Origin of the sequence: Pseudoxanthomonas wuyuanensis (assembly GCF_900215535.1) — a bacterium.
GTDB lineage: Bacteria > Pseudomonadota > Gammaproteobacteria > Xanthomonadales > Xanthomonadaceae > Pseudoxanthomonas_A > Pseudoxanthomonas_A wuyuanensis.
Genome location: NZ_OCND01000001.1, coordinates 1,136,503 through 1,150,949, shown reverse-complemented (window position 1 = coordinate 1,150,949; position 14,447 = coordinate 1,136,503). Strand labels below are relative to the sequence as shown.

The following is a 14,447-nucleotide window of genomic DNA, read 5'->3' as shown; positions in this document are numbered from 1 at the left end:
GCGCTAGAACAGATCGTCGGCAATCACATAGCTGTCGCGGCCATTGGACTTGGCCCGGTACAGCGCCGCGTCGGCGCGCGAAAACCAGTCGTGCCAGTCCCGCTCCTGGCCCAGCATCGCCGCGCCCAGCGAAATGGTGATGCGTCCGCCGGGCCCGCGCAGGCTGTCGCGCACCGCCTTGCGCAGGCGTTCGGTGGCCGTTTCCAGATCGTCGCGGTTGGCGACGTCCAGCAACACCACGAACTCCTCGCCGCCGAAGCGGAAGACCTGGTCGTCGCTGCGCATCTCGAAGCGCAGGATCGCCGCCAGATCGGCGATGGCGTGGTCGCCGGCGGCATGGCCGTACAGATCGTTGACCTCCTTGAAACGATCGACATCCAGCAGGATCAGGCCGTAGTGGCGATGGCTGGCGCGGCGTTCGGCCACCGCGTGGGCCAGTTTCTTTTCCATTTCGCGACGGTTGCTCACGCCGCTCAATGGATCCATCGTCGCCATTTCCTGCAGCTGCACGCGGTCATCGCGGCTGCGGCTGGCGAAGATGTACGAAAACAGGATGGTCAGCGCCGCCGTCGACAATGCCGAAACCGACTGGATGCCGTTGGAGGACCGGCCCAGCAGCAGGCACAGCACGGCCAGTATCAGCAGATCGGCGATCAACGCGAAGCGGGCGCTGGCGATGAAGAAATTGCTCAGCAGGACCAGGTAGGTCCAGGTCAGGGCCTCCGCGCCGATCAGCCAGTACGCGGCCAGGCAGGCCGCGGAATTGAGCACGCACAGTGCCATTCCTCCGCGCAGGCTGTCGCCGGTCCGCCGCGCGTAGATCACCGGTGCCAGCAGCGCGGCGACAATGCCGGCGTCGAACAGCGCTGTCTGGTAGGCGCCCTGGGTCCAGCGATAGACCGCGAATACGGCGATCACCGAAGCGGTGATCAGCCCCAGCAGGGTGATGATTCCCAGGCGGAAATCGCTTGGTTCAGAGTTCATCCGGAATCGGAATCCGCAGGCGGGGTCGGCAAGGCGGTAGTCGTCGGCGCATGAGCGCAGCGCTGCAAGTCTAGTGCCATCGAGGTGGAGCGGATGTTGCGCTGCGGCGCATTCGGCAGGATCGATGGCGTTATCCGGCGCACTGTTCGAACCTGCGGCGGTGCCCCGGCCACGGCCGGTGGGCCGCCAAGCGGTCCGCGTGCCGGGCCATCAGCCGGATTGCCGCAGGAGCCGGCGCGGCTTCGGCAGCGGGGAAACGGCAACAGCCCCTAGGGATGATACGGCTAGGGAACCTGCCGGCTCAAGGCCCCAGCAACTCGAACGCCACCGCTTCGCCGGCCAGCGCCGACGGCGCCACCCAGAGATCGAACCGGCCCGGTTCGGCCGACAGGCGATTGTCGGCACCGTGGAACGCCAGATCGTGGCGGGTGAGCTGGAACGCCACCTCGGCGCTTTGACCCGGCTGCAGCCGGATCTTGCGGAAGCCCTTCAATTCGCGCACCGGCCGTACCCGGCTGGCGACGCGGTCATGGATGTAAAGCTGGGCGACTTCCTCGCCGGCCGGGCCGGCCTGGTGGCTGATCGTGCAGCGAACGGTCAGGGTGCCGTCCCAGGCCAGCACGGCGCTGTCCAGTGCCGGTGCCGAGTAACCGAAGCGCGTATAGCTCAGGCCGTGCCCGAACGGGTACAGCGGCGCGTGGGGGATCTCGCGCCAGCGGTTCTTGAATGCCCACGACTGTTCCGGCAACTCGGGGCGGCCGCTGCGTGTGTGATTGTAGAAATACGGCTGCTGGCCCGAATCCTGCGGAAAACTGACCGGCAACCGCGCCGACGGGTTGTAGTCGCCGAACAGCACGTCGGCCACCGCATGACCGGTCTGGGTGCCCAGGAACCAGGTGACCAGGATCGCATCGGCATCGCGCACCGCGCCGCTCAGCGCCAGCGCGCGGCCGTTGCGCAGCAGCACGACCACCGGCGTGCCGGTCGCCGCCACCGCTTCGGCCAACGCCTGCTGCGCCGGCGGCACCACGATCTGCAGCCGCGACTGCGCCTCGCCGCTGAAATTCTCCGGCTCGCCGATGGCCAGCAGCGCCACGTCGGCACTGCGCGCGGCAGCGACCGCGGCCTCGATGCCGCCCTCCAGCGGCGCTTCGAAATCGCAGCCGCGCACGACCCGCAGCGAATGCGGGTCGTGCAGCGCGGCGCGCAGGCCGCTGGCCAGGTCGATGTCGCGATTGCGGTCGCCGAAGATGTTCCAGCAGCCGCCGATGTTGTCGCGGTCCTCGCCGAACGGGCCGATCAACGCGATGCGCTGGCCGGATTTCTTCAGCGGCAGCAGATCGTTTTCGTTCTTCAGCAGCACGATCGAGCGGCGCGCGGCCTCGCGCGCCAGCGCATCGTGGGCCGGGAGGTAGGAGGTATCGGCTTCGCGCTGCGGATCCAGCGACCGGTAGGGGGTGTCGAACAGGCCAATCGCGGCCTTGACCCGCAATACCCGCCGTACCGCTTCGTCCAGTGTCGTCATCGCCACCGCACCGCTTTCGACCAGCCCGGCCAGATGATTGGCGTACACGCCGCTCTGCAGGCTGATGTCCAGTCCGGCATTCAACGCCAGCTGCGCGGCATCGCGTTCGTCTTCGGCATAGCCCTGCGCGATCAGTTCGAAATCGGAGGTGTAGTCGGAGATGACGAAACCGCCGAATTGCCATTCCCCGCGCAGGATGCCGGTCAGCAGTTCGCGGTTGGCCGAGGACGGCACGCCGTTGATGTCGTTGAACGAACTCATCAGGGTCAGCGCGCCGGCATCGATGCCGGCCTTGAACGGCGGCAGGTGCACATCGCGCAGCATCTGCGGCGACATGTCGGCCGAACTGTAGTCCAGGCCGGCGGCCACCGCGCCGTAGGCGGCGAAGTGCTTCAGCGAGGCCAGCAGCGAATCGGCCGCGGTCAGATCCGGGCCCTGGAAGCCGCGCACCCGCGCCACCGCGAACGCGCAGGCCAGGAAGGTGTCTTCGCCGGAGGTTTCGGCCACCCGGCCCCAGCGCTGGTCGCGGGCCACATCGACCATCGGCGCGAACGTCCAGTGCAGGCCGGCGGCGGTGGCCTCGACCGCCGTCGCGCGCGCGGTGCGTTCGGCCAGTTCCGGTTCGAAGCTGGCCGCTTCGCCCAGCGGAATCGGAAACACGGTGCGCATGCCATGGATGACGTCGGCGCCCAGCAACAGCGGAATGCCCAGCCGGCTTTCCTCCACCGCGATGCGCTGCGCTTCCAGTCCTTCCACCGCGCCGACCCCGTTGAACAGCGTGCCGACGCGGCCGGCGCGGATCTGCTGGCGCACGTCCTCGGCGTCGCGGGCAAAAGTTTCCGGGTTCACTTCGAACGCGAATGGCCGCAAGGCGTCGGCGAATGCGCCCAACTGGCCGATTTTTTCCTCCAGCGTCATCTGCGCGATCAGCGCTTCCACGCGTTCGAACGGGTCCATTCGGTGACTCCGGGTGAAATGCTAGGCAGGGGTTTCAGACACGAACCCTGGATTATGAAAACGTTTTCATGGCCGGTCAATCGCCGCGACCGCGCCGCTGCGGACTTTCCGGCCAGAACGGTGCGCAACGCGCTTCCATTGCCAGGCTTGGGCGGAGGCAAGACCTCATATGCTGTTCATCGCAGGACGCAGACACTTGAACCCTCCACCGAATCCGGAGCGTGCATATGGGAACTTTCAAGGCAATCGTACTGGGCGCGGTGTTGGCCACCGCAATGTCGGCCGCGCTGCCTTCGGCGGCGCAGACCGTGGGCTACAACGTCCGTACCGGCGATGTCTGGGTCGACTCGCGGCTGGGCGAAATCAACGACTATGGCCGCCGCTACCGGGATCCGTTCATCGGCGAGATGACCGGCTATTACGGCGCGCCGCGCTCGCTGGTGGTCGAACTGCTGGATCAGCGGCGCTGGGCGCCGGCCGATGTCTATTACGCCTGCGCGCTTGCGCGGGCTGTTGGTGTCCCCTGCCTGGAGGTGGTGCGCGAATACGACCGCAATCCGGGCCAGGGCTGGGGCGCGGTGGCCAAGCGCTACGGCATCAAGCCCGGCTCGCAGGCTTTTCACGCGCTGAAGCAGGGTGCCGCTGGGACCTACGGCCGTTGGGGCTATCCGGTGCGCGTGGATCAGAACGTGCGGGTGGACTGGTCGCAGCATGGTCCCGGCAAGAGCAAGGCGCCGCCGGCGGCCGGCAAGAAGCCGGATCGGTCCGGCCCCGATGCCGGCCAGGGTGCCGATAAAGGCAAGGACAAGGGCAAAGGGCAGGGCAACCCCGGCAACAAGCAGGGCCGCGACAAGTAACCGCGGCTTGCGGCAGGGCAGGCGGCGGCGCACCAGCGCCGCCGTCGTCGCCGCGCCGCCGGTCAGGCGGCCAGGATTTCCAGTGTGCGATGGACCTGCGGCAGCGCCAGTGCCGGCGTGCCGCCGGTCACCGCCACCGCGCGCAGCCCGTGCTGGTAGCTCTGCCACAGCAGATCGTCGGCGTGGCGGATGTCGACAGCGCGGAATTCGCCGGCCTCGATGCCGCGCGCCAGTTCCTGCCGCACCGGTTCGCGCATCGCGCGCACCACGGCGTTGACGTCAGCCTCCATCTCGGCCGACCAGCGCGCTGAAACCCCCCACAGGGCCGGGAACGCGACGAACGTCGCCACATCCCCGCGCGCCACCCACAGGTAGAAGTCGAGGATGCGTTGGGCGCTGGTGCGCCCCTTGCCCAACGTCGGCGGCTTGCGCGCGCTGTAGTCGCGGATCAGCAGGGTCGCGATGATGTCGGCCTTGGTTTCGAAGTGCAGGATTACCCCGCGCGCGCTCAAACCGGTGGCCTTGCCCAGGTCCATCAGCGTGGTCTGCTCGAACCCCTTGCTGAAGAACAGCTTGCGCGCTGCCGCCAGTACCGCTTCGCGGGTTTCGTGACTGGTACGTCGTTTGAAGGATGAAGTCGAATACACGCCGATTCCTTCTGCGTTGTCGCTGGGCCTCTTCGGTCAGGGGACGCGAGCCGGACCAAACCTGAACGGCTTGGCTTCGGCTGGTCGAATCCCCTGTGCCCACATTCTGACCTTGTAAACGCATTTACGTGAAGTACTTGTTGCGATCGATTGTCAGGAAGCGAGCTGCCTGGCCGCGTCGAACGACGACTCGAAGATGCGTTGCACCGGCGGACCGAGCTCTCCGGCCAGCAACGCCAGCAGGAACAGGCCAAGCAGCAGCGCGGTCGGCAGACCCAACTGGATGGGGTTGAGCGCGGGCGCCGCGCGGCCCAGTACGCCGAAGGCCAGGTTGACCGCCAGCATCGCCACCATCACCGGCAACGCCAGGCTGACCGCGGCGCGCAGCACCTGCATGAAGAATGCCGGCGCCACCTGTAACATCGCTGTCACGTCCGGCAGCGCGGTGCCGACCGGCAGCGAGCGATAACTGTCGACCAGCAGCGCGACCAGCGCCAGATGCCCGTTGAAAGCGAAGAACAGCAGCCCAAAGGCCAGATAGAACCACTGCCCGACCACGCCGGAATTGACCCCGCGCAGCGGATCGGACATCTGAGCGAACGCCAGGCCGGTGCCTTGCGAAATCAGTTCGCCGGCCATCGCGCCGGCTTCGAACGCCAGCCGCAGCATGAAACCCATGCTGGCGCCGACCGCCAGTTCGCGGGCGATGCTCAGCACGGTGGCGGCGTCGAACTGGATCTGCGCCGGTCCCGGCGGCAGCATCGGCGTCAGCGCCATCGACAGCGCGCCGGCAATGATCACCCGCACCCGCACAGACACCGCGCGGGTGCCGATCAGCGGCGCCGCCATCAGCAGCGCACCGGTCCGCAGCAGCGTCCACAACAGCGCATTGATCATGCCGAAGGCCTGCTGGCCGTCGATGACCATCTGGGTGGCGGAGTTCATAAAGCGAGGAACGAGTGAAGAGGAGTGAGAAACGAGTGGGGGCGGCGACTGAAACGAGGAGGGGCAAGCGGCACGCGAGCCATGCCTTTCTCTCGTTTCTCGTTCCTCTTCACTCGTTTCTCGCTCTTCAGCCAATCAAATGCGGCAGCCGCTGGAACAACTGGGTCGTGTACTCGACCAGCGTGCCCAGCAGATAGCTGCCGGTGGCGAATAGCGCGGCGGTCAGCGCAATGGCCTTGGCGACGAAGGCGATGGTGGGCTCGTTGAGCTGGGTGGCGGCCTGGATCACGCCGACCGCCACGCCGACCACCAGCACCACCAGCAGCAACGGACCGCCGACCCACAATGCGATTTCAAGGCCGCCGCGCAGTTCGGTGAGGGCAAGTTCGGGAGTCATGTGAAGAGCGGGGAGTGAGGAGTGAGGAGTGAGCGGGTGAGGGGAAAAGGGAAGTGCCAGGAATGTGCAAAGCGAGAAGGTGCTGCGCTCTTTCTCACTTCTCACTCCTCACTTCTCTCCCCTCTTCTAGTTGAAGCTCGCCGCCAGCGAACCGACGATCAGCACCCAGCCGTCGACCAGTACGAACAGCAGGATCTTGAACGGTGCCGACACCAGCATCGGCGACAGCATCATCATGCCCATCGACATCAGCACGCTGGCCACCACCAGATCGATGATGACGAACGGGATGAACACCAGGAAGCCGATTTCGAACGCGGTCTTCAGTTCGCTGGTGATGAACGAGGCCACCACGATCGGGAACGGCACGTCGGCCGGACTGCCGTAGGCGCCGTGTCCGGCCAGGCCGGCGAAGGTCATCAGATCGGTTTCGCGCACCTGCGCCAGCATGAAGTCGCGCAGCGGTCCGGTGGTCAGCTGCCAGGCGGTGGCGAAGTCGATCTGGCCGTTGAGATACGGCGCCATGCCCTGCGCCCACGCCTTCTCGCCGACCGGCATCATCACCAGCATGGTCAGGAACAAGGCCAATCCCACCAGCACCTGGTTGGAGGGCGTCTGCCCGGTACCCAGCGCCTGCCGCAGCAGGCCCAGCACGATGATGATGCGGGTGAAGGCGGTCATCGCCAGCAGGGCGGACGGGATCAGCGTGATCGCCGTCATCAGCAACAGCGTCTGCAATGGCAGGCTGACCTTGCTGTCGCCGACCTGGCCGACGGTCACATCCGGCAGCGCCGGCAGCGTCGGTGCGGCAGGTGCCGCGGGCGCGGTCTGGGCGGCAGCCGGCGCGGTCTGGGCAATGGCCAGTACCGGCGCGCACAGCCACAGCAGGGCCAGCAGGGGAAGCAGAAAACGACGCATCATTCAGGTCTCTTTGCGCAGACGCTTGGCAAGCAGTTCGGCGAAATTGGGAAGTTGCGGGGCGGGCTGGGCCGGCAGCGGTTCGGGCAGCCGGTGCAGCGTGTGGATGCCGCCGGCGGCCACGCCGATCAGCAGTTGTTCGCCGCCGATTTCGATCACCATCAGCCGTTCCTTGCCGCCGACCGCCAGCGTGGTCACCACGCGCAGCTGGTCGTTCTGGCGCAGGCCCAGGCCGGAGCCCGGCATCCGCTTCAGCAGCCAGGCCAGGCCCAGGATCAGGCCCAGCACCAGGATCAGCGCGACGAATGCGCCGCCGATGCCCGGCGTGGACGGCGCGGCGTAGCCGATCTTCTGCACCGGCGCGGCAGCGGTGGCGAACGCGGCCAGCATCGGGCTCACCGCAGGCGCCGGATGCGTTCGCTGGGGCTGACCACGTCGGTCAGGCGCACGCCGAAACGGTCGTTGACGGTGACCACCTCGCCGTGCGCGATCAGGGTGCCGTTGACGAACACGTCCAGCGGTTCGCCGGCGCCGCGTTCCAGTTCCACCACCGAGCCCTGGTTGAGCTGCAGCAGGTTGCGGATGGGAATGCGGATGCGGCCGACTTCCAGCGACAGCACGACTGGAACGTCGAGAATGACGTCCAGGCTCATGTCGTTGTCGCTGTGGCCCTGTTCTGCCTGCAGCGCTTCGAATTGCGCGGCGCTGGCTTCTTCGGAGAGTGGCTGGTTCATGCTTGGGTTTCCTGTGATGCGCCGGGGACCAGCGCGGTGACGCGGGGCGGTAGCGAAATATTGGCGCCGGGCGGGCGGGTGGCCACGATCTTGACGGCGTTGTTGCCGTTGGCGATGCCGAACTCGCCGGTCATGACCGGGATGCGTTCGACGCAGACCGGCACTGTCTTGGGCAGATCGATGGGCAGGATGTCGCCCACCTTGAGCCGGATCAGGTCGCGCAGGCTGATGTTCTTCTCGGTCAGTACGCTGGACAGGGTGACCTCGGCGGTGCGCAGCAGCTCGTTGATGCTGTCGCGGAAGGAGTCGTCGTCGTGGACGCGGTCGGACTGGATGCCGGCGTCCAGCAGTTCGCGGATCGGTTCGAGCATCGAATAGGGCAGGGTGATGTGCAGATCGCCGCCACCGCCGTCCAGTTCGACATGGAAACGGCTCACCACCACGTACTCGCGCGGACTGACGATATTGGCGAAATGCGGGTTGACCTCGGAATTGATGTATTCGAAATCCACCGCCAGCACCGGCGCCCAGGCGTCGACCAGATCGGCGAAGGTCTGCTTGAGCAGCAACTGGATCACCCGCATCTCGGTCTGGGTGAACTCGCGGCCCTCGATCTTCGCCGGGTAGCGGCCGTCGCCGCCGAAGAAGTTGTCGACCACGGTGTAGACCAGCTTGGGTTCGAATACCACCAGGCCGACGCCGCGCAACGGCTTGAGCCGGATCAGGTTGAGGTTGGTCGGCACGTACAGCGAATGCAGGTACTCGCCGAACTTGATGGTCTCGATGCCGCGCACGGACAGGTCCGCCGAGCGCCTCAGCAGATTGAACAGGCCGATCCGCCAGGTGCGGATGAAGCGCTCGTTGATCATCTCCAGGGTCGGCAGGCGGCCGCGGACGATGCGGTCCTGGCTGGCGAAATCGTAGGTGCGCGCCACGCTGGGATCCGGCGGCGCTTCCTCGGTTTCTATCGCGCCCGAATCGACGCCATGCAGCAGGGCATCGATTTCGTCTTGCGAAAGCAGGTCGCTCATCATGGGTTCCTTACTGCATTACGAAGCTGGTGAAGAGCAGGGCTTCGGCGCACGGCTTGCCGGTTTCGGCGGTCAACAGCTTCCTGACCTCGGACAGCGCCGCGGCCTGCAGTTTTTCCTTGCCGGCGCGGCTGATCAGCTCATCGGCGTTTTCCTGCGCGAACAGCATCAGCAGACGCGCGCGGATGGCCGGGGCGTGTTGCTCGATGCTCTTCAGCGATTCGGCATCGCGCGTCATCAGCTGCACTTCGACCTGCAGGTAGCGGGCGCCGCCGGCCGAACCGATCAGATTGACGACGAAAGGCGGCTCGAGGGCGAAGTACTGCGCCGGCGCGGGAATGCTGCCGGCCTTGGCCTTGGCTTCGGCCTGCTGGACCTGCTCGGTTGCCGAACGGTTGGCGTAGAACCAGGCGCCGCCACCGGCGGCGCCGGCGGCGACCACTGCTGCGGCAATGATGGTCAGCCAGGGCTTGCCAGCCTTGGCGGATGCGGGTTTGGCCGCTTTGACGGCGGGTTTCTCGACAGCGGACACTCGGTCGATCTCCTGTGGGGGCAGATGGACGGATGCAAGCGCTGTGCCGTTGGCGGCGGCGGGAGCCGCCGGGGTTTTGACGGTGGCCCGTAGGGCCTCTAAAGCTGTAGCAGCGGCGGCTTTTAACAGCCGGATGGCTGGTCAAGCCGCGATCAGGCGGTTGGATCTCTGTAGGAGCGACGTGAGTCGCGATGAGGCTTTACCGGTAAAGCCTCATCGCGACTCACGTCGCTCCTACGGCCTTACATTCCGTAGCGCCGTCAGGCGTCAGGCATAGGCGTCAAGCAGCCCGCGCGCGTGGGTGATGACTGGCCGCGGTAACTGGATTTCATCGCTGGGGTTGTCCAGGCCGCCATCGTTGCCGTCGGTGCCATTGCCGCGCGGCGCCGATGCCTGCGGATCCTGGCGGTGGCCGACATCGGCCTGGGTCAGCTGGAACCCCTGCTGATCCAGCATCTCGCGCAGGCGCGGCAGGCTGGCTTCCAGCGCCTGCCGGACTTCCGGCTGGGCGCTGCTGAAATCGGCGTGGATGCGGTCGCCGTCCATGCGCAGGCGGACCTCGATCAGGCCCATCTCGCCGGGGCTGACCTTGATATGGGCATGGCCGATCTTCTGATCGGCCATCCAGCTCAGGCGGCTGCCGATGGCCTCGTCGAAATGCTCGCTGTGCAGGTCCGGCGTTGGCGCTTCCAGCGGATTGACGGTGGCGGTGCGGGCCAGCCCGTTGCTGGACACCGGCGCAGCCGACGCCAGTGCGTTGATCGTCGGAGTGGCGGGATCGGCGTCGCCATCCCGGCGCAAGGCGTCGGCCGCGTCTTTGGCCAGGCCCAACGCTTCGGGCATGACGATGGCGGCGGCGCCGGCGGCCATGTGTTGAACGAAAGACAATGGGTTCTGCAGCGCCGGCTTGGCGGTGGTCGCTGCCTGGGCAGGCTCGCTGGAATCTGCCGCGGTTGTCTGAGCAGCGGGGGCGCTATCGCTGCCGGCGGCGAGTAGCGGCGTGGCTGCGACGGAGGGGGCGCCTGCAGTGGCGAACGCGGAAGCGGTGCCAGCACTGGCACCAGACGGCAACGGGCTTGCCGGCGCCGCCGCTGTGCCGGGCGCCGCGTTTGCGGGTGCGGTTGCCAACGCCAGCGGCGCGGCCATGTCGGCGGCATCGGAATCGCTTGTCGCTGCAATGCTGGGTGGCTCCAGCATTGCCGGAATCGCCCATATGCCTGCAGCCGGGATCATCCAGTCCTCCGCCAGCGCAGGCTTGCGCTGGCGCGGGGACGCCTTGTCGGTGGATGCGGCGGTTGCCTCGTTCTGTTTCTTGGCCGCAGAGGCGTTCGCACCTGCGCTTTCCGCGCTGGTGGCCGTCGGCGCGCGGCCATGCTTGTCCAGCAGTTCGTCGAACGCCGGCTTGCCGCTGGCGTTGCCTCCGCCATTGCCGCCGGCCCTGCCGGCGGAGGCGGGCGGAGCAGCGCTGGCGAGTACGGCCGATACGGACTTCACCGGTTGTCCTCGCTGTCCTGCGCGGTAGCGGCCAGGCGCACGCGGCGCGCGCCCAGGTCGTCCATCTCGCGCTGATCGCGGCGTTCCACCACCTGCCGCTCCTGCACGCGGTAGCTGGCCGCCAATTGTTCCAGCACCTGCTTGTCGCGGCTGGCCAGCAGCAGGCGGTCGCGTTCGATGTCGACGCTGGCGCGGCTGCGGTCCACGGTCTGCGCCTGCTGCTTCAGGGCCTGATCGATGCGGTCGAGGAACGCGCGCCGGTTGGCCAGTTGCGCCGGACTGGTCGCGGCCATCTGGCTGTTGGCGTATTCCTCGGCGTAACCGCGCAGTTCTTCCAGCCGCGATTCGTGCAGCGACAGCGCGCGCTGGCGCTCGGCCAGATCGCGGGCGACGCTGTCTTCGTGTTCCTGCGCGCGGCGCAGCAGCGGGTCGATTCGGCGGGAGTGCATCATGGCAGGGGTTCCTTGCGTTCGGGCGCGCTGCGCTCGACCAGTCTTTCCAGGGCATCGCGGCTGTCGGGCAGGTTGGCCGAGCGGGCCACGTCCTGGCCGAGGAATTCGACGATCTCCGGCCAGCGCTCCAGTGCCTCGTCCACGGTGGGATCGTTGCCGCGCTGGTAGGCGCCGATGGCGATCAGATCGCGGTTGCTGTTGTAGGCCGACAGCAGCCGCTTGAGCTTGCGGATGCGATCGCGCCAGGTTTCGTCGGCGATTTCGGTGACCACGCGGCTGACCGAGGACTCCACGTCGATGGCCGGGTACAGGCCGCTGTCGGCGACCCGGCGCGAGAGCAGGATGTGGCCGTCCAGGATGGCGCGGGCGGCATCGGCAATGGGGTCTTGCGGGTCGTCGCCTTCGGTCAGCACGGTATAGAAAGCGGTGATGGAGCCGCGCCCGGCCGATCCATTGCCGGCGCGTTCCACCAGCGCCGGCAGGCGCGCGAACACCGACGGCGGATAGCCGCGCGTGGTCGGCGGTTCGCCCACCGACAGGCCGATCTCGCGCTGGGCCTGGGCGAAGCGGGTCAGCGAATCCATCAGCAGCAGAACGTTCAAACCCTGATCGCGGAACCATTCGGCAATCGCGGTGGCGCGGTAGGCGCCCTGCAGCCGCGCCAGCGGCGGCCGGTCGGCCGGACTGGCCACCACCACCGCCCGTGCCAGGCCCGCCGGGCCCAGCGTGGATTCGACGAAGTCGCGCACTTCGCGGCCGCGTTCGCCGATCAGGCCGACCACGATGACATCGGCCGCGGTGTAGCGGGTCATCATGCCCAGCAGCGTCGACTTGCCGACGCCGGAACCGGCGAACAGGCCAACGCGCTGGCCGCGGCCGATCGGCAGCAGCGCGTTGATCGCGCGCACGCCCACGTCCAGCGGCTGGGTGATCGGTTCGCGCGCCAGCGGGTTGATGGTCACCCCGGCCATGCCGACGGTGCCTTCGGCGCGGATGGGGCCCTTGCCGTCCAGCGGCACGCCATCGCTGTCGATGACCCGGCCCAGCAGACCTTCGCCGACCTCGACGCCGCCGCGGCGGCGCAGCGGCACCACCCGCGCGTTGGGCAGCAGGCCGTGCAGTTCGGCGCTGGGCATCAGATAGGTGCGTTCGCCGGCAAAGCCGACCACTTCGGCATCGACCCAGCCGCCGTCGACGACCTCGACCTTGCAGGTGGCGCCCAATGGCGCTTCGCAGCCGACCGCTTCCAGGGTCAGGCCGACCGCACGGCGCAGGATGCCTTCGCGGATCAGCCCGCGGCCGCCGGCATCGGGGCGGATCTGCGACAGCCGCGCGGCCAGGCGCAGATCCCGCGCCTGCAGCCAGTCCAGCGGTTGCGCGCTCATGGCTGCGCTCCGCGGCTGAGCACGGTTTCCAGCGTGCCGCGCAGGCGCGCTTCCAGGGTGCCGTCGATGCGCACGCTCTCGGCGTGCACGCGCAGGTCGCCGCGGCTGAGCGAGGTGTCGGCGCTCAGCCGGGTCGCCGGCATCAGCGACAGCACCGGAGTCAGTGCGGCGATGTCGTCCGGATGCATGCGCACTTCCACTTCGCGGCTGGTCGCGCCCACCGTGTCCAGCGCGGCGCTGGCCAGCTCCGACAGCAGCATCGGGTCGGCCTGGTAGGCGCGCCCGATCAGGCTGCCGGCGATGCGCACGGCCAGTTCGGACAAGGCGGCGACCACTTCGTTTTCCAGCCGGTCCAGCGGCCGCGAGAAGTTGTCCAGGATGCCTTCGATCTGCGCGGCCAGCCGGCGCACGTCCTGCTGGCCCTGCGCGAAACCTTCGGCGTGGCCTTCGCTGCGGCCGCGCTCCAGTCCTTCCAGGTAAGCGGCCTGCTCGATGGCCTGGATTTCCTCCAGGCTCGGCGGCCGCGGCAACGGCACTTCTTCGGCCTTCGAGCGCGGTGCGACAAAGCCCAGCGGCGGCGCCAGCCAGCGGATCGGTTCGCTCATACCAGTTCCTCGCTATTGGCATTGAGCGCAATGACGCCCTGGTCGGCCAGCCGGCGCACGATGGCCAGGATTTCCTTCTGCGCCGCTTCCACATCGGACAGGCGCACCGGCCCGCGCGCCTCCATGTCTTCCAGCAGGATCTGCGCAGCGCGCTGGGACATGTTGCGGGTGATCTTCTCGCGCACCTTGGCGTCGGCGCCGCGCAGCGCCAGACCCAGGCGGTCGTTGGGCACTTCGCGCAGCAGCGCCTGCAGTTCGCGGTCGCCCAGGTCGTTGAGGTTGTCGAACACGAACATCAGATCCTGGATGCGCGCGCCCAGGTCGGCATCGACCTGGGCGATGCTGCCCAGGATGGTCTGGTCCTGGCCCGAATCCATGAAGTTGAGGATGTTGGCCGCCACCTTGACCCCGCCTATGGTGGAGGACTTGAGATTCTGGTTGCCGGCGAACTGGCGCTCCATGATCTCGTTGAGTTCGTTCAGCGCGTTGGGCGGAATGCCGTCCAGCGTGGCGATGCGCAGCAGCACGTCGGCGCGGGCGCGCTCGGGCAGCAGCTTCAGCACATCGGCGGCCTGATCGCCGTCCAGGTGCGAGAGCACGATGGCGATGATCTGCGGGTGTTCGTTGCGCACCAGATCGGCGATGGAACGCGGGTCCATCCACTTCAGCGTGTCCAGCCCGGTGGTGTTGCGGCCCAGCAGGATGCGGTCGATCAGGCTGCCGGCCTTGTCCTCGCCCAGCGCCTGCACCAGCACCTTGCGCACATAGTCGTCGGCGCCCATGCCCAGCGAGGTCTGCTTGTCCAGCGCCGCGCCGAAGGTGTCCATGACCTGCAGCACCTGCTCGCGGCTGATGCCGGAAATGGTGGCCATGGCGATGCCGAGCTTCTGCACCTCCTTGGCGTTCATGTGCTTGAGCACTTCGGCGGCGTCCTGTTCGCCCAGCGACAGCAGCAGCACGGCGGCGCGCTGTACCCCGGTCAAC

General features: G+C 67.6%; 16 protein-coding genes. 1 reads left to right on the top strand and 15 read right to left on the bottom strand.

Annotated features, from left to right (window positions below; translation table 11 throughout):
* Positions 1-3 precede the first annotated feature (3 nt).
* Together CRO39_RS04905 and bglX are read right to left on the bottom strand one after the other, a co-directional pair.
* Entirely contained in the window at positions 4-984 is a 981-nt protein-coding gene (locus tag CRO39_RS04905) for a GGDEF domain-containing protein (RefSeq protein ID WP_097120696.1), read from the bottom strand.
* Positions 985-1,285: 301 nt separating this feature from the next.
* On the bottom strand, positions 1,286-3,466 hold the full coding sequence (bglX, locus tag CRO39_RS04900) for a beta-glucosidase BglX (RefSeq protein WP_097120695.1): 2,181 nt from the start codon (positions 3,464-3,466) through the stop codon (positions 1,286-1,288).
* A gap of 227 nt (positions 3,467-3,693) precedes the next feature.
* On the opposite strand from bglX, the gene CRO39_RS04895 reads away from it, so the two are divergent.
* Positions 3,694-4,323, top strand: a complete 630-nt coding sequence (locus CRO39_RS04895; protein WP_097120694.1) for a hypothetical protein — start codon at positions 3,694-3,696, stop codon at positions 4,321-4,323.
* Positions 4,324-4,385: 62 nt separating this feature from the next.
* Here CRO39_RS04895 and CRO39_RS04890 read toward each other — a convergent pair whose 3' ends face one another.
* From CRO39_RS04890 to fliG, 13 genes are all read right to left on the bottom strand, one after another.
* Positions 4,386-4,970 (bottom strand): TetR/AcrR family transcriptional regulator, encoded by a 585-nt coding sequence (locus CRO39_RS04890; protein ID WP_162125694.1) that lies wholly within the window; start codon positions 4,968-4,970, stop codon positions 4,386-4,388.
* 153 nt (positions 4,971-5,123) lie between these two features.
* On the bottom strand, positions 5,124-5,915 hold the full coding sequence (gene fliR / locus CRO39_RS04885) for a flagellar biosynthetic protein FliR (RefSeq protein WP_097120692.1): 792 nt from the start codon (positions 5,913-5,915) through the stop codon (positions 5,124-5,126).
* Positions 5,916-6,042: 127 nt separating this feature from the next.
* A complete protein-coding gene (locus tag CRO39_RS04880) occupies positions 6,043-6,312 on the bottom strand; it encodes a flagellar biosynthetic protein FliQ (RefSeq protein WP_097120691.1) in 270 nt (89 codons plus the stop codon).
* Between the two features lie 126 nt (positions 6,313-6,438).
* The gene (fliP, locus tag CRO39_RS04875) at positions 6,439-7,233 is read right to left on the bottom strand and encodes a flagellar type III secretion system pore protein FliP (RefSeq protein WP_097120690.1); all 795 of its coding nucleotides are present in this window, start codon (positions 7,231-7,233) and stop codon (positions 6,439-6,441) included.
* Complete coding sequence (fliO, locus tag CRO39_RS04870; RefSeq protein WP_097120689.1) at positions 7,234-7,620, bottom strand: flagellar biosynthetic protein FliO; 387 nt, start codon at positions 7,618-7,620, stop codon at positions 7,234-7,236.
* 5 nt (positions 7,621-7,625) lie between these two features.
* The gene (gene fliN, locus CRO39_RS04865) at positions 7,626-7,964 is read right to left on the bottom strand and encodes a flagellar motor switch protein FliN (RefSeq protein WP_097120688.1); all 339 of its coding nucleotides are present in this window, start codon (positions 7,962-7,964) and stop codon (positions 7,626-7,628) included.
* Positions 7,961-8,995 (bottom strand): flagellar motor switch protein FliM, encoded by a 1,035-nt coding sequence (gene fliM, locus CRO39_RS04860; RefSeq protein WP_097120805.1) that lies wholly within the window; start codon positions 8,993-8,995, stop codon positions 7,961-7,963. Before fliM ends, fliN begins: the two co-directional genes overlap by 4 nt.
* Positions 8,996-9,005: 10 nt before the next feature.
* A complete protein-coding gene (locus tag CRO39_RS04855) occupies positions 9,006-9,527 on the bottom strand; it encodes a flagellar basal body-associated FliL family protein (RefSeq protein WP_097120687.1) in 522 nt (173 codons plus the stop codon).
* A gap of 267 nt (positions 9,528-9,794) precedes the next feature.
* A complete protein-coding gene (locus CRO39_RS04850; RefSeq protein ID WP_244904251.1) occupies positions 9,795-11,021 on the bottom strand; it encodes a flagellar hook-length control protein FliK in 1,227 nt (408 codons plus the stop codon).
* Positions 11,018-11,473: a flagellar export protein FliJ gene (gene fliJ, locus CRO39_RS04845; RefSeq protein WP_097120686.1), complete on the bottom strand. Its 456-nt coding sequence runs from the start codon at positions 11,471-11,473 to the stop codon at positions 11,018-11,020. Before fliJ ends, CRO39_RS04850 begins: the two co-directional genes overlap by 4 nt.
* Positions 11,470-12,858, bottom strand: coding sequence for a flagellar protein export ATPase FliI (gene fliI, locus CRO39_RS04840; RefSeq protein WP_097120685.1), 1,389 nt, complete (start codon positions 12,856-12,858; stop codon positions 11,470-11,472). The genes fliJ and fliI overlap by 4 nt, the downstream gene beginning before the upstream one ends.
* On the bottom strand, positions 12,855-13,463 hold the full coding sequence (locus tag CRO39_RS04835; RefSeq protein ID WP_097120684.1) for a FliH/SctL family protein: 609 nt from the start codon (positions 13,461-13,463) through the stop codon (positions 12,855-12,857). Before CRO39_RS04835 ends, fliI begins: the two co-directional genes overlap by 4 nt.
* Entirely contained in the window at positions 13,460-14,446 is a 987-nt protein-coding gene (fliG, locus tag CRO39_RS04830) for a flagellar motor switch protein FliG (RefSeq protein ID WP_097120803.1), read from the bottom strand. The genes CRO39_RS04835 and fliG overlap by 4 nt, the downstream gene beginning before the upstream one ends.
* Position 14,447 lies beyond the last annotated feature (1 nt).

Excerpts from the sequence above, each read along its gene's own strand:
- CRO39_RS04905 (WP_097120696.1), bottom strand. The coding sequence starts at position 984 with ATGAACTCTGAACCAAGCGATTTCCGCCTGGGAATCATCACCCTGCTG.
- bglX (WP_097120695.1), bottom strand. The coding sequence starts at position 3,466 with ATGGACCCGTTCGAACGCGTGGAAGCGCTGATCGCGCAGATGACGCTG.
- CRO39_RS04895 (WP_097120694.1), top strand. The coding sequence starts at position 3,694 with ATGGGAACTTTCAAGGCAATCGTACTGGGCGCGGTGTTGGCCACCGCA.
- fliR (WP_097120692.1), bottom strand. The coding sequence starts at position 5,915 with ATGAACTCCGCCACCCAGATGGTCATCGACGGCCAGCAGGCCTTCGGC.
- CRO39_RS04880 (WP_097120691.1), bottom strand. The coding sequence starts at position 6,312 with ATGACTCCCGAACTTGCCCTCACCGAACTGCGCGGCGGCCTTGAAATC.
- fliP (WP_097120690.1), bottom strand. The coding sequence starts at position 7,233 with ATGATGCGTCGTTTTCTGCTTCCCCTGCTGGCCCTGCTGTGGCTGTGC.
- fliO (WP_097120689.1), bottom strand. The coding sequence starts at position 7,620 with ATGCTGGCCGCGTTCGCCACCGCTGCCGCGCCGGTGCAGAAGATCGGC.
- fliN (WP_097120688.1), bottom strand. The coding sequence starts at position 7,964 with ATGAACCAGCCACTCTCCGAAGAAGCCAGCGCCGCGCAATTCGAAGCG.
- fliM (WP_097120805.1), bottom strand. The coding sequence starts at position 8,995 with ATGAGCGACCTGCTTTCGCAAGACGAAATCGATGCCCTGCTGCATGGC.
- fliJ (WP_097120686.1), bottom strand. The coding sequence starts at position 11,473 with ATGATGCACTCCCGCCGAATCGACCCGCTGCTGCGCCGCGCGCAGGAA.
- fliI (WP_097120685.1), bottom strand. The coding sequence starts at position 12,858 with ATGAGCGCGCAACCGCTGGACTGGCTGCAGGCGCGGGATCTGCGCCTG.
- CRO39_RS04835 (WP_097120684.1), bottom strand. The coding sequence starts at position 13,463 with ATGAGCGAACCGATCCGCTGGCTGGCGCCGCCGCTGGGCTTTGTCGCA.